The organism is Mesorhizobium sp. WSM3864 (genome assembly GCF_002294955.1).
In the GTDB taxonomy this organism is placed as follows: Bacteria; Pseudomonadota; Alphaproteobacteria; order Rhizobiales; family Rhizobiaceae; genus Mesorhizobium.
The window spans coordinates 1-21136 of record NZ_NSGD01000025.1 but is presented as its reverse complement, the minus strand read 5'-3'; the positions used below and the strand labels follow the sequence as shown (position 1 = coordinate 21136).

Genomic DNA, 21136 nt, shown 5'->3' with positions numbered 1-21136 from the left:
GGTACCGTTGTCATCGCTTTTTCTTGGGACTTTGTCCTTGCCGCACATCCCCAAATCTGGCGGCTGTCGTTCAGATGTCATTGAGCACCCGCAGCGCTGCCTCATGCAGGATGGCGTTTGCCGATGCCAGGATGTTTCCACCTCGCTCCGCGCGGCCCCCGTCGAAGCGGGTGACGACACCGCCGGCGGCCTCGATGACCGGGATCAGCGCTGCGATGTTGCAGGCTTGCAAGGAAAGTTCCACGCAGAGGTCGATCTGGCCGGCCGCCAGCATGGCGAATGCGTAACAGTCGCCGCCGTACCTCGTGAATTTGACCGACGACGCGAGCCGCGCAAAGCCCCTGCCCGGACGGCGTGCGAAGGGTTCAGGAGAATTCGTGTGGCAAATCGACTCCGAGAGAAGCTGGACGCCACTCGTTTTCAACACCGTCTCGCCCTGGGCAGAGCGACACACCGATCTCATTCCATCAGACCAGAAGAATTCCCCGGTATCGGGCTGGCTCATCATGCCCATCGTGGCGCGGCCACCTATGGTGAGCCCTATCAGGGTCCCCCATACCGGAAGCCCACACAGGAAACCTTTTGCACCATTGATCGGGTCGATGACCCACTGTATTGGCCCTGATCCTGAGGGCCCGAATTGGTCGCCCAGCATTGCGTCCATTGGATAGTCGGCGGCTATGATCGCCCGAATGGCTTTTTCGGCCGCGCGAGCCGCCTCGCTCACAGGCTCATATATGACGCCTGTCTTGTTCTTGGCATTCGCCGACGCTCTCGTGCGAAATCTCGGCAGCGTCTCGGCGGCAGCCGCATCGGCCAGCCTGCGGAAGAATTCGAAGTCCGGCAGCGCCTCGTCGTGTCCTCGACGGGCGACGCCAAGCGAGAGGCGCGCCTGCATCAGAGCCCCCTCTCCTCAAGAAGACTATTAAGGCGCGCGCCGGTTTCCGCCAGCTGATTGCCATATTGCGTGAGAAGGGATTGCTGCGCTTCTGTCCCGGCAGATGACAAGGCACCGAAGATCGCGGCAAGCCTCTCGCTCAGAGCCCTGCCTTCCTCCAGGGCGGGCCGGTCGGCAATGAGCGCGGCAAGTTGATCGCGCGAAGGCTTTCCGATGCCGGGGACCGTGCGGGATCCACCGTCCACGTAGCCTGCGGGGAGCTCGCCCTTGCGGTTGACGATCCGACGGTTGAGAATTGCCTCGATAATTTGGTCGACGGCCTGTTTCGCCCCGGCCACACGAGAGGGGTGATCGGTGTCGGCGGCCGCGTGCGGCAGAAGCTCGAGCCTGCCGGGAAACTTGAGAGCAAGCTGACGATACGGGACCAGCGGGCCGACGAAGGAGGATGTCTGGCCGTCGAAGAAGATGTCGGCGTCGACCGCGACATGGCGGACTTTTCCGCATTCAAGGGCGACTGCCAGCGCCGAAGCATCGATGATCTCGCCGCGGTCGTAATTTATGACCACCGCACCGTCGTTGAGAAGCGAGAGTATCTCGCCGTCGATCAGTCCCACATTTGCGAAGCATCCCCGAGCCTGCTCAAATGCGCCGAGCCCGGTGTGGGGGCTGATGAAGTCGGCGCCACGCGCGGCATCCTGAAGCGTCGCTGCATATTTGAGGCCCTCGGCCTCTATCCACTCGCGGTGAACTGCACGGGCATGCACACAGACACGCATGCGCAGCGCCTTGCAAAGCTTGGCCAACTCCCTGCCGATATTGCCATATCCAATGATGGCGATCTTCTTGCCTTCGATCTTTTCGGTGGGGAAATCGCGGAGGTTCCTCGCGGTGTCGAAATGCCCGTCGACCACCCTTTGATGCAAGTGATCGACCGGGAGATCGGGAATCACCTTGAGCATCGCCTTGAGCGCCATCTGCGCCGTGGCTCGGCTGTTGAAGCTTGGCGTGTTCATCAAAGGCGCAGGGCCGCCGCCGTTCGGCCCTCCCCAGGACCTGGACTGCATGTTGCCGGTGCCGGCACCGATGCGCACGCCTCCCTCTGAAAAGACCGCTCCTTCCGGGATTGCCGTAGCTGTCACAATGACAGCATCGCACTGACCTTTGTCGGTCTGCCGCAGGATCTCGGCGGCGCTGCTCAGGTCCGGCTGATAGGAGAAATGGACGCGGCCCGGCTCAAGCGCTTCACGGCAGAGAGGCCCATGGTGGAACACGCCTCCCCTTGCCTCGATGTGCGCGAGCACCTCGCTATGGTCCGGCGTGCCCTCTGGTCCAAATCGCAATCCGATCGGATCAGCGACAAGCACGGTATAGGCTCGACTGGCATCGCCGTTGCGGTCGCTCTCGATCCTACTCAGTGACTGAGGAAAGTGTTCTCCGAGCTTGGCGAGTTCCTCCTCGATGACCGCAACCTTGGCCCTGAGATAGGCATATTGCAGATTGTCCAGAAGCGCGACGACGTCGTTGGGGGCGCGAACCCCGCCGATCCAGGCCCGATAGTCGCCCGGCGTTCCCGGGAAGGCGTTGACGTAACGGGCCACGTCCAGCCCCGGCTCGTGATTTCCGTCAGGGTGGGTGATCCCTTCATAGCCAAGCAGTTGCTTGGAGCGCGCGATGATGCGGGCGTGCAGACCCGAGCTCTCCAGGGCTGGGTCCACCACCTTCAACAGCGTTACCGCGGCGCCGCGTCGTTCAGGATCGGTGACGCTGAGCCGAAGCACCGCACTGCGCGACACCCAGTCGTTGATGGCGTCCCGATTGGCTGTTGAGCGTCGGTTGAGCGTCTCCACCGAGCCGAGCCGCCTCTCGGACCGCAGCAGGCCGAAAGTCGTCTCTGCGAAGGCGAGCGCGGAGTAGGTATTGATAACACCGCCCAGCATCTTGTCGCCTTGCGGATCATAAAGCGGTCCGACCGCGACGGAGCGATCGCCGCTCAGGGGCCGTTTGGGATCTGCCGGCACAGCGATCTTGAGCTGGCGGGGAATTGCCCAGGAAGGATCCCGCTGGTTGCGCTCGATGAGCCGCAGCGCCTGCGGCGTAAACGTCGCGACGAAGTAACCGGAGACGCCGCCGATAGCCTTCTGGAACGGCATGAACATGCAGGTCCTTGCCAGCAGTTCCCGCACGACGTGGTCACCCCAAGGCATCGCCCCGAGCAGCGACGTCGCGTCCAGAACGGCGTGATGGTTGTCAGGGTCGCTGCGAAGCCACTCCAGGAGGTTGGAGATATCCTGCGACGTATAGGTGGTGGCGCCAGTCGTTTCATGACCGACGCCGACGAAGAGTGCGATCCCCAAGCCGCGCAGGTAGTCGGGGGATGGGATGATCCCTTCTCTTGGCGAGAAGTGAACGCGCCGTTCGTCGCCTCGCTTTGAATAGCGATGCAGTTCGACAAGCTGGGCACCCCAAGACTGGCGGAAGAAGCCGCCGGAGCCGGCCGCTTCCGATTCCGGCGCTGGCGTGTCGACATAGACCCTTTGCTTGTCGTCGTTTGCGTTCATCAGGTGCATGACGCAAGCGGTGAAGCCGCTATGCCCTCCCCCAAGACCAACCGCCATCTGGTTCGACTTGGGGAAGCCGAAGTAGCGATGGATCTCGCGCATCATGTCGAGCAGGATCTTGTCGGCCGGATAGCCGCGATGCATGCCGCGGCCGATCTCCGCGGTGGTGAAGGGGCCGATATCGTGGCCCCTATCGTCGAATTTCCTGTAGTTGCGTTCCAGCCAGGAATCGAACTCGAAGCGCAGGAGGCGCGCATCGACCTCGTCGGTGGTGAGGTCGGTGATGGGGCCGACGCCAAAAAATGGGTTGGCGGTCCGCCTTGGGCGCCCGGCGGCCGTCAGGCGCAGCGCGGCAAGTCGCTCTGCCCTTAGCGTTTCCATCGATGTCATCAGCCTACCTCAACTCAATGGGGTGCACCTGCGAAGCCGCAGGCGCCTTCCGTTCCCGACCGGGAATGTGCTGGCCAGCTCAGACGCTGGCCAAGTGATGTCATCAGCGCAGTTGGATCCACACGGCTTTCGTCTCCGTGTATTGGTCGTGCGCGGCCAGGCCCTTGTCCTTGCCGCCGAAGCCGGACTCCTTGTAGCCGCCAAACGGCACGGCGAAGTCGCCTTCCGAATAGCAGTTCACCGAAACAGTTCCCGCGCGGATCTGCTTGGCGACACGGTGGGCGGTGTTGAGATCGTCGGTGTAGAGGGACGCGGCGAGGCCGTAGTTGGTGTCGTTTGCCAGGCGGACTGCTTCGACCTCATCCTTGAAAGTGATCACCGACAGCACCGGGCCGAAGATTTCCTCCCGGGCGATCTTCATGTTGTTCGAAACGCCATCGAAGATGGTCGGCTGGATGAAGCTGCCGCCCGTGCCCGCCAGTATCTGGCTTCCGCCCAAGGCGATCCTGGCGCCTTCCTTGCGTCCGGTTTCGATGTAGGAGAGCACCTTGGCAAGATGCTCCTGCTCGATCATCGCTCCGATGCGCGTCGTGCGCTCGAGCGGGTCGCCGACAGTCCAGGATTCGAAGACTGGCTTCAATTGATCGAGCAGTTGGTCCTTGATGCTCTCATGGACGATGAGACGCGAGCCAGCCGAGCAGTTCTCGCCCTGGCAGAAAAGAATACCAGTCGCGACATTCTCGACGATCGGAGCGAAATTCCTGATGTCGCCCATCACGATGGCCGGGCTCTTGCCGCCGCATTCGAGGATGATGCGCTTCATGTTTGAGTCTGCCGAATACTTTAGGAATAGCCGACCCACCTCTCCCGATCCCGTGAAGCTGACGCAATCGATGTCTCTGTGGAGGCCTATGGCCTGACCGGCAGTCGGCCCCAGGCCAGGTACGACATTGAACACCCCATCAGGTATGCCTGCCTCGGATGCCAGCGCCGCCAGCCTGATCAATGACAGGGATGTCTGCTCAGCCGGCTTCAGGACGATGGAGTTGCCCCCAGCCAGGGCGGGCGCCAGCTTCCACATGGCGACGAACAGCGGGAAGTTCCACGGGATCACGCCACCGACAACGCCGATCGGCTCGCGCACGATCATCGACACGACGTCGCGCGGCGCCGGAGACACCTGGTCGTAGATCTTGTCGGTCGCTTCCGCATGCCAGCGCAATGTCTCGATGGAGTCGGGCAAGTCGACATTGATGGAATCGTTGATTGGCTTGCCGCAGTCGAGCGTTTCGATGAGCGCCAGCTCGGCACTGTGTTTCTCGATCAGATCCGCAAAGCGCAGCAGAACTTTCTTGCGTTCCCGCGGAGGCAGGCCCGACCAGCTGCCGGCCTCGAAGCTGCGTCGCGCAGCCTTGACCGCGACATCGACGTCCGCCGCGCCGCCGGCAGCCACGTTGGCCAGCAACTTGCCTGTGGCCGGATTCACGGTCTCGAAGGTCTCGCCCGATTGGGCCGCGACATAGGCGCCATCAATAAAGGCCCTGGTCTCGAATTTCAGCGTCTTGGCTTGGGCGTGGAAGTCTGTGTGGAGGTTCATGTTAAACTCCTGCGGATCGCATTGAAGGGTCTTGGTCAGGCGTTGGGCCAGGTGTCGGAAAGCGTGTATCCGGTGGGGAACGGATCGCTCGGATCGAGCACGAACTGGTGGAAGCCAGTGATCCAGGCCCGCCCGCTGATCGCGACGGAGACGGCATCGACGTCGCCCACTTTGGAAGTCTGGAGTATCTCGCCCTCGAACTTTGTCCCGATGATCGATTCGTGGATGAATTTTTCGCCGGGCGCGATCTCGCCGCGGGCATGGAGGAGCGCCAGTCGCGCGCAAGTTCCGGTGCCACAGGGCGAGCGATCGAGGCGGCCAGGCGAGACGATCACGCCGTTGCGCGATGACTTTACCCCGTCGCAGACCGTGAGCGGACCGGCGAAAAGCGTCTGGTTTATGGTATGAATTGCCGGGTTTTCAGGATGGATCGACGGCAGTTGCTCGGCCGCCGCGCGCTTGATCTTTTCCCCGACGTCGGACAGGTCGCGCGCTTCCGACGGCTCAATTGCGAAGCCGCAGTCGCGGGCATCGACGATCACGTAGATCATCCCGCCATAGGAGACGTCGACGCGAAGAGATCCAATGCCAGGGACCTCGATCATCCGGTCGCGATGCATGACGAAGGACGGCTGGTTCCGGAACTTCACGCTTTCGCATTTTCCGTTGCGGCATCGCGCTTCGACCTCGATCAGCCCCGCCGGGGCCTCGAGTGTCAATTTGGTGACGGGCTCCTGCATGGCGATGACACCCGTCTCAAGCAGCACGGTGACCGTGCAGATGGTGTTTGTCCCCGACATCGGCGGATACGAAGCCGGCTCGATGATCACGTAGCCCATCTGGGCGTCGGGGTGGGACGAGGGCAGGACCAGGTTGGTGCACAGTGTGACTTTGCCGCGCGGCTCGTGGAGAAGGAACGCGCGAAGATCGTCGCCCTTTGTCTCCAGCCAGCGCGCCTTTTCGAACATCGTCTTGCCAGGGACGTCGATGACGCCGCCGGTGATGACGTCGTTGGGCTCGCCTTCAGCATGGGCGCCGACAACGTTGATCATCCGCGATAACCGCATGTGTCGTCCTCCTTGTTCAGTCGCGTGCGAGGCGTTCCGAGGGATGCGGCCGAATGACGACCGGTGAATTGCCAAGCATGCCGCAGCGGACCGGCGCTTCCAGGCCTGCCCCGGGGAGACGGTGTCCCCGGGGACAAGGGACACTCGCTCAGGCGGCGGCCGCGAGGGCTTCGTCGACCAGCTTCACCTCCGCCTCGGTCAGCGGCAGGACGGGAAGCCGGCACTCGCCGACGGGACGTCCCGTCTTGGTGCTCGCGGCCTTGGCGACGGGGTTGAACGGAGACGTCCAAAGCAGCAGCGACAGCGGGCGCAGCTTGAGCCAAAGAGCGGCCGCCTCGGCCAGGTTCTTGCCTTGAATGAGATCATAGAGCTTCACGAGCTGCTTCGGGACGGCATTGCCGGATCCGGTGAAGACGCCGGGCGCGCCGCTGACAAGGCTGTAGAAATTCAGATAGTCGCAGCCGTTGAACACCTTGGCGCCTTGGGCCGAGAGCTGATCGATGCGCATCATGTTCGACGTGCTGTCCTTGATGTACTTGACGTTGTCGATCTCGCTGAAGCGCCTGAAGACGTCAGGCGTGATGTCAAAGCCGGTGTACTGGGGAATGTTGTAGACCATGATAGGGGTCGCGACGGCCCTGGAAATCTGCTCGTAGTGGTAGCGCACTCCCGGTTCGCCCGGGCCCTCGAAGAAGGGCGGCAGGATGAGCAGCGCGTCCGCGCCAGCGTCCCGCGCGTGCTTTGAGTTGTCGATCGCGTCTTCGGTGCGCAGGGCAGACGTCTGGACAATAAGCTTGGCCCGGCCATTGATTCGCTTGCCCGCGATCTCGGCGATGCGCCGCTTCTCGGGCTCGGTGAGGAAAGGAAACTCTCCGGTCCCGCCATTCACGGCGATGATGTGAATTCCCGCCTCGATCAGCGAGTCGATGTTTGCCGCCAATGCACCCTCGTCGAGCGCAGCACCATTGTCCTTGAATGGCGTGCAGATCGGCACGCAGATGCCTTTTAATTCACTCACGTCTTTGCTCCTTTTGCGCGACTGATTTGACCGTTGAGCCTGCGGCGCGACCTCATTCCGCATGGAATGACTGGATGCCGTAAGCTATAGATTTCGCCGTATACTTCCTGCTAGCAACCAGCGGTGCGGAACCATATTGCTAATCATGAATTTACATAGTTGTAATCGTTTTCATGCTATAGATCAAGCGCTTGCTGCATTTGATGCTCGCGCTCCTTAGCCGGTGTGGTAAGGCTGCGGGTCAGCGGTCAACGGCGCTATCCCGCGAATGGCGTCCGCGACTTTTTCAGCCATCATGATGACCGGGGCGTTGAGGTTGCCGCTGACGATCTCAGGCATGATCGAGGCATCGACGACCCTGAGGCCCTCAATGCCATGCACCTTTGCTTCCCGATCGACGACCGCATCATCCCCCTCGCCCATTCTGCAGGTGCAGCATGGATGGTAGTTGGTGCCGGCAATACCGCGCAACCAATTGGCGATATCGTCGTCGGTGGCGATCGAAGGGCCAGGCATTTCTTCCACGCCGCGAAACTCGTCCCATGCCTTCTGACGGACCACGTTGCGGATCGCCTTCACGGCCTGAACCGCCTGCAGCATGTCGTCAGGGTGCTCGAGATAGTTAAACACGAATTTCGGCGCCGCCATTGGATTGGCCGACTCCACCCAGACACGACCCTCGCTCTTTGGCCTCATCAGGCTCAGGAAGTACTGGAAGCCGTTCTCGAGCTTGACATTGCCGTGCTGGAATTCACCTAGCATCGGCACGAACTCGAACTGCACGTTCGGTATGATTTCTTCTGCCCGCGTGCGCATGAAGGTACCGACTTCGAAGAAATTGGTCGCGCCAAGCCCTTTCTTGAAGAGGAGCCACTGAAGGCCGAGCTTCGCCTTGCCGAAGGTTGAGAGTTTCTTGGCAGCGGATACGTCCTTGGTCGCGCGATACATGACAGGGGCCGCGACATGATCCTTCAACCCTCGTCCGACGCCAGGCAGGTGGTGTTTCAGCGCGATCCCGGCCTTTCTGAGGTCATCGGCAGGGCCAATGCCGGATAGCAGCAGCAGTTGCGGGGAATTCAGCGCTCCGCCGCACAGGATCGTTTCGCGCTCCGGCTCAAACTGCTGCGCGCCGGCTTTTGTGGTCACAACCACCCGAACGACGCGCTTGTTGCTGGTCTCTATGCCCGTGACCCTCGCGCCAGTGAGCACGGTAAGGTTGGGCTTGCGGGGCTGGGCATGGATATAGGCCTGCGAGGTGCTCCAGCGAATGCCGTCATGGACGTTGCGCTGGGTGATATGAACACCTTCCTGCTGATATGCATTGTGGTCAGCAACATGCTTCAGCCCGCTCTCCACCCCCGCCTTCAGGAAGGCGTGGTAGAGCGGATTTTCCGCTTTGCAGGTCTCGATCCGCATCGGCCCGGAGCCACCGCGATACGCGTTCGCTCCCCTGTCGAATGTCTCGGCTTTCTTGAAATAGGGCAGACATTGCTCATAGGACCATCCGTCAGCCCCGATGCTCGCCCAGTTGTCGTAGTCCCATGGATTGCCGCGGACCCAATTCATGCCATTGATGGAGGACGATCCGCCCAGCACGCGCCCTCTCGCCTCATGAACGATGCGACCCTGCAAGTGCGGTTCCGGCTCAGAATTGTAGAACCAGTTGAAGCGGTCGTTCATCAGCGGAAAGCCGAGGGCCGCCGGCATGCGGATATAGATGTGCTGATCGGATGGGCCCGCTTCCAGGAGCAGAACCGTGGTCGAAGGGTCCTCGGCGAGGCGGGACGCGATAACGGAGCCTGCCGAGCCGGAACCTATGACGATATAGTCGAACGTCTTCTTGTCGGTCACCTTGGAAGCACTCCTTACGATCTTGCTGTCATGCCACGGTGTGCGGCAGGGCGTCGGCGCGTTTTCCAAGCTTGATGAAGGTCGACTTCACCTCGGTGAACTCGAGCAAGCCGTCCAACCCGTTTTCGCGACCGATCCCGCTTTGCTTGAAGCCGCCGAACGGCATCTGGACAGCGGTCTCCAGGAATGTGTTGACGTAGACCGTTCCGCTGCGGAGTTCTCGCGAAACGCGTATCGCCTTGTCGATGTCCTTCGTCCATAGCCCGTTACCCAGACCGTAGCTCGTGTCATTGGCGAGCGCGATTGCTTCCTCGACGCTGCTGAAACGGGTAACCGCAAGCACCGGACCGAAAATCTCTTCGCGAAAGATTGTCATGTCAGGGGTGACGTTGGAAAAGATGGTAGGGGCAACATAGTAGCCCATGGCGAGGCCGTTTTCGGTGACGCGGTTGCCACCGAGCAGAAGCGTCGCGCCCTCGTCCATCCCACTCTTGATGTATGCCAGCACCTGATCCATGTGCTTTTCATGGATCAGCGCTCCGACGTCTGCCTGCCCGTCAGTCGGCAAGCCGAGGCGGATCTTCTTCGAGCGCTCTACAAGCTTCTCCAGGAAGCTCTCCGCGACGCTATCCTCAACAAGGAGCCTGGTTCCCTGGACGCATTCTTCTCCCTGGTTGAGGATGTAGCCGAGCAGTATGCCATCCAGCGCCGCATCGATGTCGGCATCGGCAAAAACGATATTCGCCGCCTTTCCGCCCAGCTCGAGGCCAACGCGCTTGACCTGCTCGGCCGCGCGCTGCGCGATCCTTATCCCGACCGCGGTCGATCCGGTAAAAGAGATCATATCGACATCGCGATGGCCGGTCAGGATTTCACCGACCGTGCGGCCCGAGCCGGTTACCACATTGATGACGCCATTTGGGATGCCAGCCTCTGTCGCAAGCTTGGCGATTTCGAGCGTCGAACCAGAGGTCAGTTCCGATGGCTTGATCACAACCGTACAGCCGGCCGCGAGCGCGAAGGGCAGCTTCTGGAACAGGGTGACCATGGGGAAGTTCCACGGCGTGACCATTGCGATCACGCCGCGCGGCTCACGGGTGACAAGACCCAGATTTGCGTCCCCGACATTAGAGACCAGGTCTCCAGGAATTTGCCATGCCAGCGCTGCCGCATAGCGCGCAAGCTCGATGGACCACTCGATCTCAGCCTTGGCGAAGCGGATCGGCTTGCCAACCTCTTCTGCCTCAATCAGAGCCAACTTGTCGACGTCACGGGTCATCAAATCGACCCAACGCCCAAGTGCCTTGGCTCTGTCGGCGCCAGGCAGGGATGACCAGATTGATCTCATGTCGAAGGCTTTGCGGGCAGCTCCGACAGCAGCGTTCACCGCGTGCTCGTCGCTTTGCGCGAAACGGGCAAGCAACGCGCCATGGGCAGGCGATTTGCGTTCCACCTTGCGATCTGCTCTCGCCCAGGCGCCATTGATCCAATTGTCGTATTCGCGGACGTCCATCGATCTATTTCCCTCGGTCAGTTTGGCGCGACGAGGCGGCTCTTGCCTGGCGCAACGAGCACCCCGACGACGTCGCCGACCTTGGCCTTTGTTCGATCGGTGACGACGATGAACTTGTGACCACCGCAGTCGACATAGACATTGGTTGTCTGGCCAAGCGGCTCGACGAAATCGACGCTCGCCGACGCGGCGCCGTCGACGCCGTCACCAACGATCAAGAGATGCTCGGGGCGGACCCCGACGAAGAATTGTCCCTGGGCGTCGGCAAAGCTGCTTGCCTTGTCGGCGACCTCCCCTGACAGACTGTCGGCAAAGGGCTGGACGGAGGCGGCAATTCCCTTCTTGCGGTCGAAATGGGCGGGGAACAGATTCATGGGAGGAGAACCGATGAAGTCGGCCACAAACTCGGTTCTTGGCCTGTCGTAGATCTCCAGCGGCGTTGCCACTTGGACCATGTCGCCCTTGCGCATGACCGCGATCCGGTCGGCCATCGACATTGCTTCGATCTGGTCATGCGTCACGTAGACCGTGGTGATGCCGAGGCTGGTGACCAGCTTCTTGATCTCGGTGCGCATTGTGGCACGCAGCTTCGCATCGAGGTTCGAAAGCGGCTCGTCCATCAGGAAGACGCGAGGGTTGCGCACCAAAGCCCGCGCCAGGGAGACGCGCTGCCGTTGCCCTCCCGAGATCTGCCCCGGTTTGCGATCCAAATACTCAGCAATCCCGAGCTTCTCCGCAGTCGCATGCACCTTCTTTTTGCGCTCGCCCTCGGCGATCTTGCGCACCTTCAGAGGGAACTCAATGTTCTGGAACACGGAAAGGTGCGGATAGAGACCGTAGTCCTGGAACGCCATCGCGATATCGCGGTGACGAGGCTCCTCATATGTCACGTCCCGGCCATTGATTTTGATCTGGCCGTCGCTGGGAAGCTCCAGTCCGGCAATCATGCGCAATGTCGTGGTCTTGCCGCAACCGGAGGGGCCGAGCATGACGAAGAATTCGCCGTCCTTGATGTCGACCGACACGCCATTCACAGCAGTGAAGGCGCCAAAGCGCTTGTAGACTGATCTGACTTCAATACCCATTGTCGTTCCTCATCCCTTCACGGCGCCAAGCGTCAGGCCCCTGACCAGGTATTTTTGCATCAACAGGACGAGCACGACGACCGGCAACGACATCAGCACGCCGGCCGCCGAGCCCAATCCCCACGAGATCGCCTTGGCCTTGATCGAGCTCGCCGCGATCACCGGCAGCGTGCGCGCCTCCGAAGAAGTCAGAATGCTGGCCAGCAGGAACTCATTCCAGGCGAACATGAATATGATAACCATTGTCGCCGCGAGGCCGGGCAAAAGCAGCGGCAAGGTCACGCGCCAGAAGCATTCGAAGCGGCTGCATCCGTCGATCAGGGCAGCCTCTTCGATCGACTGCGGTGTCTCCTGGATGAAGACGCGCATCACCCAGACCACGAAGGGCAATCCGTTCAGCGTGTAGACGGCGATCAGGAGCCAAGGCGTGTCGAAGATGCCCAGCTGCTTGGCGATGATGAACAGCGGGATGACGCTCACCATCGGCGGCAGCATGCGGATCGACAGAACCTCGAAGGCGATGAAGTTCTTGTTCTTGACGTCGAAACGCGCCAGTCCATAGGCGGCGAGCGTGCCCGCGATCATCGCAAACAGCGTGGCCAGGCAGACGATGAATGCGCTGTTGATCAACGCATCCATCGCGTTAAGCTCGGTGAAAAGCTTGCGGTAGCTCTCCAATGTCGGAGCAAAAAACCACCTCGGCGGATAGGCCGATATGTCGACATCCGACTTCAGCGAAGAAAGCGTCATCCACACAATGGGAAAGGCAAAGAAGGCGGTCGCGATCAGGGCAAGGAGATAATAGCCGATGCCGCTGAGCATGCGTCCGCGTGGCGCCGTCGAACTCGACATCAGCGGGCCTCCTTTTCATTCACCATGCGCATGAAGCCCGTGTATTTCACGAAGATGAGAACCACGGCGAGGATGATGAGGAGCGTCAGCCAGGATAGCGCAGCACCATAGCCGAGGCTGAAGAAGCGGAAATTGACCCTTGCGAGATAGATGCTGAGCAAGTCGGTGGCGAAATCGGGGCCGCCGCGCGTGATGATGTAGACTGTGTCGTAGGTGCGGATGGCATCGACGATCCTGAGCAGGCTCGCGATCACGATCACCGGTTTGAGCATCGGCAGCGTGACCATGAAGAAGGTCTGGATCGGTGAGGCGCCATCGATCGCCGCTGCCTCGAAGGGACTCTTGGGCAAAGCCGAGAGGCCGGCGAAGATGATTAGGAACATGAACGGCGTCCACTGCCAGATATCGACCAGCAGCATCGAAGCCATCGCGCTGGCTTTCTCGCCGGCCCATGGTTGAGATGGAATGCCAACGAGGCCCAGCACGTAATTGAGTACCCCAAGGTCGGGCATCATCATGATGCGCCAGGTGATGCCGACGGCGATCGGTGTGATCAGCATGGGGACGATGATGATGGTCCTTAGCAGCGTGAAACCCGGGAGCCGGACATTGAAGAGAAGAGCCAGCAGCACCGCCAAGGTGAGCGAGAATCCCACCGACAAGACGGTGAACAGCAGCGTCAGCAGAATCGAGTGCAGAAACTGGGCGTCCGTCACAGCATCGGCATAGTTGGCGAGGCCGACTAACCCCTGGAACTTGTCCGGGTCCGACGGGCGATAACCGGTGAGGCTCATATAGAGCGAGTGCAGGAGCGGAAAGAGCCCGACGACCGTCATGATGATCATGGTCGGCGCGAGCAGGATCATGCCGGTGTAACGCTCTCCGGCACGCTTGGCCCGGTCGGTCGCGACGGGCAAACCTTCTAAGCTGACTGTCATGGTCCTTGATCCCGAAGGCGCCGAGCGGGCATCCGCCTGCCCAGCGCGTTCCTGTTCGAAAGCGCTGGAATACCCAGACGCTTGCGGGCGGCGGCTTCAGCCCTTGACGAGCTTTCCCACGCGATCGACGGCATCGACCATCGCGGTCTTGGGGGTCTTTCGCCCAGTCACGCCGGCGAGGACTTCCTCATAGATTGCCCGCTGCACTTCCACTGCATTGGTCAGGCGATAAGGCGGGATCGCAATCGGCTGGGTCCCGCGGGTCTTGAAATCCTCGAAGACATGAAGCCCCGGAATCTTCTTGATCATGTCCGGATTTTCGAGATCAGGCTTGTAGCAGATCGAGGTTTCACCCGCTTCCGAGAAGTACTTGTAACCGCCATCGGCAAGCCAGGCCAAAAACCTGTAGCCGTCGGCCTGCTTTTTGCTGGCGGCGTTAAGCACAACGGTCCAGCCGCCAATCATAGACTGCTGGAACTTTTCGGTCGGCGCCACCGCATAGCCGAATTTGCCGGCATGCGGTCCGCTCTCAATGCCGGAGAGCGCGTCCGACCAAGAAATGATCATAGCCGCAGTCCCCTGCCCGATCGCCGACTGACCTTCGGGGTAGTCGAACCCGGACACGCCTTGCGGGCAATATTGCAAGACCTCCTTCAGCCTTTCGATGGCATGCTCGCCCTGTCCTTCCGAATTGAAGACGGGTTCATTGGCATCGTTGAAGCAGCCGTCGTCGGTCGGCGCAAGCTTGGTCATGCCCATGACGCGCGTCATCCAGTCGCCGGACATGTGGGCGTCCTGCCCTCCCAGGCAAAGCGTGTTTCCGGCGACGTCTGAGCTGTGCAGCTTCTTGGCGGCCGCGACATACTCGTCCCAGGTGACGGGCACCTTGTCGATACCGGCTTTCTCGAACAGGTCCTTGCGATAGATGAACACCGGAATCGTCATGGCGAGCGGCAGGCCGTAGTGCTTGCCCTGGTAGATGGAATATTGCAGCGATCCCTCGGTGACGTTCCCGTACTTGATCTCGGGAAGATCCGGGTTGGCGGCTTTGATGTCCTCCATGGTGGGCGCCCACTTATTGCGCTGCGGCTGCCGGACCCAGAGGCTGTCGGTGGTGATGATGTCGAACGTTTCCGAACCCTGTGAAAGTTCGATCAGCATCTTTTCGTAGTGAGATTCATAAGGGTTGGATTCCCCGGTGATCTTCGCGGCTGTATATGCCTTCGCCACCTGATCGGTGAGGGCCCCTGCCCAGACCGAATTGCTATTGAGGATATTGAGCGTCACTTCCTCCGCATATGCTGACGAAGTGCGATAGGCGGCCAAGGCGGCCGCAAGGCCGGCAGAGGCCTTCAGGAAGTTGCGACGAGACACTGGCAGTCCGATCGACGCGGTCAATTGTTGATCCTCCTTTTTTGCGAGGCGGGGCAAAAGCCGGCCTCGGCGTTCCCAACTGATGTAAACGTTTTCACTCTTTGCGAGCCGAACGGGGATGTCAAGCCCAAACCCGGACTAACATAAAAAATTCTGTAAACGATTACATATTTGAGCGTTTTATGGCTTGTCAAGCGAGGTGAAGTCGAGGACAAAAGCCATAGGTGGATAAAAGCCAACGAAATGGTGCGGCTTATGCCGGGCAAAAGAGCCAAACAGCCCAAGCTGAAGAAAAAGGCAGGCGTCTTTGACGTTGCCCGCGAGGCGGGGGTTTCGGTAGCCACTGTGTCGCGGGCCTTCAATCTCCCTGACCTCGTCAGCGAGGACGTTCGCCGACGGGTCTTGGCGACTGCGCAGAATCTGGGTTACGCGGCCAACCCGGCGGCAAAAGCGCTGCGCTCCCGCAAGACCCATATCGTGGGAGCGGCGATCCCAACGCTGGACTATGCGATCTTTGCGAAGATGATCAATCATTTTCAGGATAGCTTCGCGCAGCACGGCTACATGACGATCGTTGCAACAACTGGCTTCGAACACGCCAATGTTTTTGAGAAGGTCAAAACATTGGTGGATCGCGGCGCCGAGGCACTTCTTCTGGTTGGCGCGATAGAAGACCCGGCGCTCGTGAGCTATCTCAAGCAACCGCATATCCCAGTGGTGACGACCTACTCATATCTACCCGATGAGATCGTGCCCTGCATTGGATTTGACAATTACGCGGCTACGCAAAGCGCGATGGAATACCTTGCCGATTTGGGGCACAGAAATTTCGCCATGATTGCCGGCAGTCCGAAGGGTAGTGATCGTCAGCGCGCTCGGATCGCCGCCTACAAGGATTTCGTCGGATCGAGGAATCTCCATGGGGCAGCGAACATAATCATTCGCAATTTCACTATCCGGGACGGAACCGAGGCGATACGCGCCATCCTGGACAAATACCCGGAAACCACGGCGGTGGTCTGCAACACCGACGTCATGGCGTTTGGAGCCTTGAGCGAAAGTCGGCGACTCGGAATCCGGGTTCCCCAGGATATCTCGATCGTCGGGTTCGATGATGCAGAATATGCAGCGCAGTTGGAACCCCCCTTAACGACCATAGCCGTGCCTGCCGAGGAAATGGGGAGGCTGGCGGCCGAAATGCTCCACAACTCGCTGTCGAGCGGCGAGCCCCCTCGCTTTGTCAGGCTCGATTCGCACCTGATCGTGAGAAAATCCGCGTGCCCGCCGCGTGCTTTGAAGCAGTTGCGCTTGGCCGCGGCCGTCTGAATCCAGGTCCGCGGGCACCTCTCACCTCAATGTCGAGTGGGCACACAGGCACTGTCATGACCCTTAAACCGCTTCTTCCCTCTCGACCCGCCGCGATCATATTCGATTTCGACGGCGTCATCCTTGACTCTGCCGAGATCAAAGCAGAGGCATTCGCTGAGATCTATTCCGGCTATGGGCAGCAGTGGAGGGAACCCGTCCTCCGCTACCAGCGGCTGCATGGCGGTATTTCACGCCGGGAGAAGTTCGACTATTTCGACAAACAGATATTGGGTCGCGCCCCGACCGAGGAGCGATTGGCGCTGCTGTCGAAGAGGTTCACCGAAATCGTTTTTGAGAAAATCCTCGTCGCGCCTTTCATTCCCGGCGCGCGGGAACTGCTTGAAAACGCGTCCCGTCGTTCCAGGCTTTTCGTCGTTTCCGGAACCCCGCAGCAAGAACTGATCGAGGTCATCCGTCTGCGAACCCTTGATCACTATTTCGAGCTGGTCATCGGCGCGCCGACGAAGAAACGCGAGGCCTTCAGCCTAATCTTGCACACGGGGCTTTCGCGCGAAACCGTGGTGGCGGTCGGCGATTCCACCACGGAATGTTCTGCTGCCTGTGAGCTGGGGATCGCATTCCTCGGCATTCGTGGCGGGCCCTCGCCGACAGCTTTTCCCGAAGGTATCGTAACGCTCCCGGACCTGCGCGATGCAAGCAACCTTCTCGGCTTCGGCCCCGTGACGCAGGCTGACCACCGTACTCGTGCCTGATGCTTGCCGCCCATAAAATGTTCACCGGTGCCTGGACGAGCACATGCATTCCCGGATCAACACCATAAAGCGCCTCGAGTGAACTCGTTTTGGCGCGGGCGCGCGTTGGAACGAACTATCGCCGGCAATTCAGAAATTGGGGTCTCGGCAGAGAAGTCCGGATTGGCTCAATTCGCGGGCAGACATCCACCAGCGATTTGCTGGCCAGTCCAGGTCGCCCCACCTCCGAGGCGGCTATCAGCCGGCTAATGCTGATAAAGCAGTTGCCTTATCTCATGATAGATGTCGCGTGCCGTCCGATCCGCCGTGATATCGACGAGGTCCCGAGGTCGAGGGAAAGGGATCGAGAATTCCTTGGCGATCTTGCCGTCTTTGAAGACAAGGATACGGTCGGCCAAGGTGATCGCCTCGTTCAGATCGTTAGTCACGAAGACAACGCTCTTCTTGTCAGCGGCCCACATGCGCACGAACTCCTCGTGAAGCGATTCACGCGTCTGTGCGTCGAGCGCCGAAAAGGCTCATCCATCAACAGTATCTTCGGCGAAGGCGCCCAGGTGCGCGCGAGCGCCACACGCTGCCGCTGGCCTTGGGAAAGCTGACTCGGATAATTATCGGCAAAGCGCTTCAAACTGACGAGGTCCAGATAGTCTCGGGCCAAGGCCCGTCTTTCGCTTTTTGCGAAACCGCGCACTTCCAGTCCGAACTCTACGTTCTTGAGTGCAGTTCGCCACGGCAGCAAAGCGTCGCGCGCGAACATGTAGCCGAGCTGTGGACGGGCGGCGACAGGCGGTTGGCCAAGCACGCTCACCTCGCCGCTCGTTGCAGTGTCGAGCCCGGCCAGGACGTTGAGCGCAGTGGTTTTGCCGGAACCGCTACGTCCGACGAGAACCAGGAACTCACCCCCTCGCAGGCCCAACGACACATCATCCAGCCCGCGTACTGGGCCCGACATGGTCTGGAACTCCATCACCAAAGCCTGGCGGCGACGCCGTCGGTTCGCGCGGCAGGCGATATGCTTGGTGCCATCGTCCTTCGTCCTCGCGGTTTAGAGCGCTCGCGCACCGAGCAGATAGCGTTCGAGCAGAGCCATCCCGGCGTTTAGCAACGAAGCGATCACCGCCAGCACGATGCAGACGGCGTAGACCCCTTCGAGCTGAAAAGTGCCGGCATATCCCGCAATGAGCTGGCCGAGCCCTACCCGCGACGCCAATATCTCGGAGGTCACTACGCCGAGAAGCGAATAGATGATGCCAAGGCGCAACCCGGCGAAAATGGAGGGCACGGCGCTTGGCAGCAGGATTTTCATGAACATATCACGCTTGGAAATGTTCATGACCGTCACCATCAGCCTGATATCGCGATCGACGGTGCGAATGCCGGCGCGCGCGTTGACCATCAGGATGAAAACCACGACGCTGAAGGCAAGCGCGATCTTGGCGGCCTGGCTGACGCCGAAAAGCAGTATGAAGACCGGCGCGAAGGCGATCCGCGGCATGGCGTTGAATGCACTGATATAGGGGTCCAGCAGTTCCTCCAGCCTAGGAAACAGACCAAGGCCGATGCCGATGACAACTCCAACGAATGAGGCCAGCACGAAAGCGACCACTGTCGCCTCGACCGTGGAATAGAGCGCTGGCAGCAACGTGCCATCGGTGGCGATCTGGACGAAAAACCAGAACACCTGCCCGGGACTTCGCGAAATCAGCGGCTTGACGACGCCGGACATGTAGACGAGTTGCCACAACGCCAGAAATGCTATTCCGACGCCGATTTGTCCAGCAAGTCGCTTGAGCCGCGCGACATTTCGGTGGGAAGGCCGACCGGCCTTCCCCTTTAAGCCCGATGAACCTGCCGCGGCGACCAATTCGGCACCTCAGCCCGAAGTCAGGCTCGCGCAGGGCTCATACGCGTTCGTCGTCCAGTCTGGAACAAAAGCGGCATATTTCTTCATGCCTTCCCAGCGCTCCTTGGTGAGCTTGGCATTGAAGCCCGATTTGTAGACGTCGATCAACGCCTTGGCCTTGCCCACATCGAGCTTGAGCGTCTTTGCGGTGAAATCGACCAGTTTCTGTTCGTTCGCAGGGTCTTTCATGTAGCTGATCGTCTCGATGACCGCCTTGCAGAAGTTCTGTGCAACCTGGGGGCGGTTTTTGATGAAATCCGAATTGGCGGTGAAACCGTGAAGAGATACTCGGGATCGAACACCTTGGTGCGCGTGGCATTGAGATCGACCAGCACATCGAGTCGCTTCGTCGCCGCCTTCTTCCCGGGGGCCGGCGCCGTCTTTCTCCCAAGCCCTAGCGATTTTGCCAAGGCAGAGCGCGCTGCCGAATAGTTCGGTGCGACCATCGGATAGTCCTTGGGCAGGCCCCACTTCTCACGATACTCCTCCGGCGACATATCATGGGCGGTGCGAAGGTTGCGCTTCAGAGATTTATATTTCTTGCCGTCCTCGAGGCTGATGATGTAGTCCGGGAACACAGAGCGCTTCGGATTGACCGCCGGCTTCTGAGCCTCCTCTTTCGCCTGAGCTGGGTTGTTCACCTGAGATAGAGCCAAATTCACAACTGGCGATAAGGTCCGGCAACCCTGCAACCGGCACGGCGTTGTTCTGCACATAAGCAGCAACGATATCCGCAGTCAGCTCAATCAGGTTGCTTTGATTTTCAACAGTCAACGTCCAGCTCCTTAAAACTTTGGGGCTTGCGATCTTCACGATTGCCCAGCGGAAATCGATATCACCAGGCAATAGAAGGCCCAGAAGCCGCCGTCAATGCGGACTGCTGGCTAACATGATGAGTAAGTATTCAGACGGGCTGCCTAATAGGCTCTCCACCGCAGTGAAAACGGTCGGACAGATCGCTTTCGCATGTAAATTTTGCGTCTTCAAAGAAAATACAAGCTTCAAGCTGCCCTTGGATCAAACCGAATAGTCATCCACCGCCAGAAAGCGGCGTTCTCAGTTTGATACTTCCTCGAAAACCGACTGGACTTCTCGCCGGAAGCAAGCATTGGTCTATCATCAAGACGAGACCAGCTATGGCGAAGAGACACGGCAAGATATCTGACGAAAGCACGATCGACGCCCTTCGCCAACACTTGTTCGATATGGAACCGGAACTCAGAATGCTGGAAGGCGTGGTGGCGATACTCCAGTCACTTAGCGCCACAGCCGATCAAGTCGAGCCCATAGCCCTTGCCCCGCTCGCCCATCTGAGCGGAGAGGCGGTTGAAAAGATCCTCTCAATGTGGCGACAAGCCGTGGCTTCCTCCTCCACCGAGGCTCGGGCGCAGTGAACGTCCGCGATCGGGGACCCTACCGTACAGCAAAAACCCGCCTCAGCGGCACCGGTGCCGGCTGCATGAGTGAGTTCGACCAAAATAGTCAGCGCATCTCACTCGCTGCCGGAAGAAGCCTCGTCTTTGCGGAGCAGTTCAGCTGGGTCTATCTCCAGCACCTTGGCGATCTTCTCGATTGCCTTCAGGCTTGCGTAGTACCGGCCACGCTCGAGCAAACTGATATAAGTCCGATGCAGCTTAGCCTCATGGGCAAGGTGCTCCTGGGAAATGTCCTTGGCCTCCCGTGCCGCCCGAAGATTGCGCGCAAAACGCTGCCGTATGTCCATAGGACGTACCACAGCCGCTTGCAGCGTATACTCGCCACAGAGTATACTCTACATTTCTCACCTACGCCGCATCTCTTCGGCAAATTCCATCCCATTTTAAAACCACCTCGGGGGAAGCATGACTGACTGGTATTATGAAGAGAACGGAACGCAGCGCGGGCCGATCAAGGAGGCGGACCTGGCGACAATGTTCGCCAATCGCTTTCTGCCCCTGGAAGCGCGGGTATGGTCCGCTGCCCTCGGCTCGGAATGGGCGCCAGCCAGCCAGACGAAATTCAAGGACAGTGT

Annotated in this window: 20 protein-coding genes and 1 pseudogene; 4 read left to right on the top strand and 17 right to left on the bottom strand. The window is 59.9% G+C overall.

Features of this window, described 5'->3' with window-relative positions; all coding sequences use genetic code 11:
• Positions 1 to 70 precede the first annotated feature (70 nt).
• Both CK215_RS27645 and CK215_RS27640 read right to left on the bottom strand, forming a co-directional pair.
• Positions 71 to 898 (bottom strand): inositol monophosphatase family protein, encoded by an 828-nt coding sequence (locus CK215_RS27645; protein ID WP_095832811.1) that lies wholly within the window; start codon positions 896 to 898, stop codon positions 71 to 73.
• Positions 898 to 3600, bottom strand: coding sequence for an NAD(P)-dependent oxidoreductase (locus tag CK215_RS27640; protein ID WP_245418842.1), 2703 nt, complete (start codon positions 3598 to 3600; stop codon positions 898 to 900). The genes CK215_RS27645 and CK215_RS27640 overlap by 1 nt, the downstream gene beginning before the upstream one ends.
• Here CK215_RS27640 and CK215_RS32090 point away from each other — a divergent pair.
• Positions 3595 to 3828, top strand: coding sequence for a hypothetical protein (locus CK215_RS32090; protein WP_245418841.1), 234 nt, complete (start codon positions 3595 to 3597; stop codon positions 3826 to 3828). The two genes, CK215_RS27640 and CK215_RS32090, sit on opposite strands and share 6 nt — an antisense overlap.
• Positions 3829 to 3949: 121 nt before the next feature.
• Here CK215_RS32090 and CK215_RS27635 read toward each other — a convergent pair whose 3' ends face one another.
• The 9 genes from CK215_RS27635 to CK215_RS27595 all read right to left on the bottom strand — a co-directional run bounded on the left by CK215_RS27635 (position 3950) and on the right by CK215_RS27595 (position 15165).
• Positions 3950 to 5443, bottom strand: a complete 1494-nt coding sequence (locus CK215_RS27635; protein WP_095832809.1) for an aldehyde dehydrogenase — start codon at positions 5441 to 5443, stop codon at positions 3950 to 3952.
• Positions 5444 to 5478: 35 nt separating this feature from the next.
• Complete coding sequence (locus tag CK215_RS27630; RefSeq protein WP_095832808.1) at positions 5479 to 6510, bottom strand: proline racemase family protein; 1032 nt, start codon at positions 6508 to 6510, stop codon at positions 5479 to 5481.
• A gap of 148 nt (positions 6511 to 6658) precedes the next feature.
• The gene (locus CK215_RS27625) at positions 6659 to 7528 is read right to left on the bottom strand and encodes a dihydrodipicolinate synthase family protein (RefSeq protein WP_170950416.1); all 870 of its coding nucleotides are present in this window, start codon (positions 7526 to 7528) and stop codon (positions 6659 to 6661) included.
• A 216-nt stretch (positions 7529 to 7744) separates the two neighbouring features.
• Positions 7745 to 9379, bottom strand: coding sequence for a choline dehydrogenase (locus CK215_RS27620; protein ID WP_095832806.1), 1635 nt, complete (start codon positions 9377 to 9379; stop codon positions 7745 to 7747).
• Between the two features lie 28 nt (positions 9380 to 9407).
• Positions 9408 to 10892 carry an aldehyde dehydrogenase family protein gene (locus tag CK215_RS27615; protein WP_095832805.1) on the bottom strand — a complete coding sequence of 495 codons (1485 nt, stop codon included), beginning with the start codon at positions 10890 to 10892 and terminating at the stop codon, positions 9408 to 9410.
• 17 nt (positions 10893 to 10909) lie between these two features.
• Entirely contained in the window at positions 10910 to 11977 is a 1068-nt protein-coding gene (locus CK215_RS27610) for an ABC transporter ATP-binding protein (protein ID WP_095832804.1), read from the bottom strand.
• 9 nt (positions 11978 to 11986) lie between these two features.
• Positions 11987 to 12829, bottom strand: coding sequence for a carbohydrate ABC transporter permease (locus CK215_RS27605; RefSeq protein ID WP_095832803.1), 843 nt, complete (start codon positions 12827 to 12829; stop codon positions 11987 to 11989).
• A complete protein-coding gene (locus CK215_RS27600; RefSeq protein WP_095832802.1) occupies positions 12829 to 13767 on the bottom strand; it encodes a sugar ABC transporter permease in 939 nt (312 codons plus the stop codon). The genes CK215_RS27605 and CK215_RS27600 overlap by 1 nt, the downstream gene beginning before the upstream one ends.
• A gap of 96 nt (positions 13768 to 13863) precedes the next feature.
• Positions 13864 to 15165, bottom strand: coding sequence for an extracellular solute-binding protein (locus CK215_RS27595; protein ID WP_141245557.1), 1302 nt, complete (start codon positions 15163 to 15165; stop codon positions 13864 to 13866).
• A gap of 147 nt (positions 15166 to 15312) precedes the next feature.
• Between CK215_RS27595 and CK215_RS27590 the strand changes: the two genes are divergently transcribed.
• On the top strand, positions 15313 to 16467 hold the full coding sequence (locus CK215_RS27590; protein WP_095832801.1) for a substrate-binding domain-containing protein: 1155 nt from the start codon (positions 15313 to 15315) through the stop codon (positions 16465 to 16467).
• A 56-nt stretch (positions 16468 to 16523) separates the two neighbouring features.
• Complete coding sequence (locus tag CK215_RS27585; RefSeq protein WP_170950415.1) at positions 16524 to 17222, top strand: HAD hydrolase-like protein; 699 nt, start codon at positions 16524 to 16526, stop codon at positions 17220 to 17222.
• A 245-nt stretch (positions 17223 to 17467) separates the two neighbouring features.
• Here the strand turns inward: CK215_RS27585 and CK215_RS27580 are convergent, their stop codons facing one another.
• The 5 genes and pseudogenes from CK215_RS27580 to CK215_RS27560 all read right to left on the bottom strand — a co-directional run.
• On the bottom strand, positions 17468 to 17650 hold the full coding sequence (locus CK215_RS27580; RefSeq protein ID WP_141245555.1) for a hypothetical protein: 183 nt from the start codon (positions 17648 to 17650) through the stop codon (positions 17468 to 17470).
• Positions 17647 to 18189, bottom strand: a complete 543-nt coding sequence (locus tag CK215_RS27575; RefSeq protein WP_095832798.1) for an ATP-binding cassette domain-containing protein — start codon at positions 18187 to 18189, stop codon at positions 17647 to 17649. The genes CK215_RS27580 and CK215_RS27575 overlap by 4 nt, the downstream gene beginning before the upstream one ends.
• A 78-nt stretch (positions 18190 to 18267) precedes the next feature.
• Positions 18268 to 18948, bottom strand: coding sequence for an ABC transporter permease (locus tag CK215_RS27570; RefSeq protein WP_095832797.1), 681 nt, complete (start codon positions 18946 to 18948; stop codon positions 18268 to 18270).
• A 147-nt stretch (positions 18949 to 19095) separates the two neighbouring features.
• On the bottom strand, positions 19096 to 19314 hold the full coding sequence (locus CK215_RS27565; protein ID WP_095832796.1) for a hypothetical protein: 219 nt from the start codon (positions 19312 to 19314) through the stop codon (positions 19096 to 19098).
• A 191-nt stretch (positions 19315 to 19505) separates the two neighbouring features.
• Positions 19506 to 19899: pseudogene (locus tag CK215_RS27560) on the bottom strand (MucR family transcriptional regulator); the annotation flags it as partial.
• A gap of 362 nt (positions 19900 to 20261) precedes the next feature.
• Between CK215_RS27560 and CK215_RS27555 the strand changes: the two are divergent.
• Complete coding sequence (locus tag CK215_RS27555; RefSeq protein WP_095832795.1) at positions 20262 to 20519, top strand: hypothetical protein; 258 nt, start codon at positions 20262 to 20264, stop codon at positions 20517 to 20519.
• Positions 20520 to 20617: 98 nt separating this feature from the next.
• On the opposite strand, the gene CK215_RS27550 is transcribed toward CK215_RS27555, so the two are convergent.
• Entirely contained in the window at positions 20618 to 20848 is a 231-nt protein-coding gene (locus CK215_RS27550; protein WP_095832794.1) for a helix-turn-helix transcriptional regulator, read from the bottom strand.
• Positions 20849 to 21136 lie beyond the last annotated feature (288 nt).

Coding starts and splice junctions, on each gene's coding strand:
- CK215_RS27635 (WP_095832809.1), bottom strand. CDS start 5,443: ATGAACCTCCACACAGACTTCCACGCCCAAGCCAAGACGCTGAAATTC.
- CK215_RS27615 (WP_095832805.1), bottom strand. CDS start 10,892: ATGGACGTCCGCGAATACGACAATTGGATCAATGGCGCCTGGGCGAGA.
- CK215_RS27565 (WP_095832796.1), bottom strand. CDS start 19,314: ATGAAAGACCCTGCGAACGAACAGAAACTGGTCGATTTCACCGCAAAG.
- CK215_RS27555 (WP_095832795.1), top strand. CDS start 20,262: ATGGCGAAGAGACACGGCAAGATATCTGACGAAAGCACGATCGACGCC.
- CK215_RS27605 (WP_095832803.1), bottom strand. CDS start 12,829: ATGTCGAGTTCGACGGCGCCACGCGGACGCATGCTCAGCGGCATCGGC.
- CK215_RS27600 (WP_095832802.1), bottom strand. CDS start 13,767: ATGACAGTCAGCTTAGAAGGTTTGCCCGTCGCGACCGACCGGGCCAAG.
- CK215_RS27640 (WP_245418842.1), bottom strand. CDS start 3,600: ATGCATCGCGGCTATCCGGCCGACAAGATCCTGCTCGACATGATGCGC.
- CK215_RS27550 (WP_095832794.1), bottom strand. CDS start 20,848: ATGGACATACGGCAGCGTTTTGCGCGCAATCTTCGGGCGGCACGGGAG.
- CK215_RS27630 (WP_095832808.1), bottom strand. CDS start 6,510: ATGCGGTTATCGCGGATGATCAACGTTGTCGGCGCCCATGCTGAAGGC.
- CK215_RS32090 (WP_245418841.1), top strand. CDS start 3,595: ATGCATGCCGCGGCCGATCTCCGCGGTGGTGAAGGGGCCGATATCGTG.
- CK215_RS27585 (WP_170950415.1), top strand. CDS start 16,524: ATGACCCTTAAACCGCTTCTTCCCTCTCGACCCGCCGCGATCATATTC.
- CK215_RS27575 (WP_095832798.1), bottom strand. CDS start 18,189: ATGGAGTTCCAGACCATGTCGGGCCCAGTACGCGGGCTGGATGATGTG.
- CK215_RS27645 (WP_095832811.1), bottom strand. CDS start 898: ATGCAGGCGCGCCTCTCGCTTGGCGTCGCCCGTCGAGGACACGACGAG.
- CK215_RS27610 (WP_095832804.1), bottom strand. CDS start 11,977: ATGGGTATTGAAGTCAGATCAGTCTACAAGCGCTTTGGCGCCTTCACT.
- CK215_RS27570 (WP_095832797.1), bottom strand. CDS start 18,948: ATGTCCGGCGTCGTCAAGCCGCTGATTTCGCGAAGTCCCGGGCAGGTG.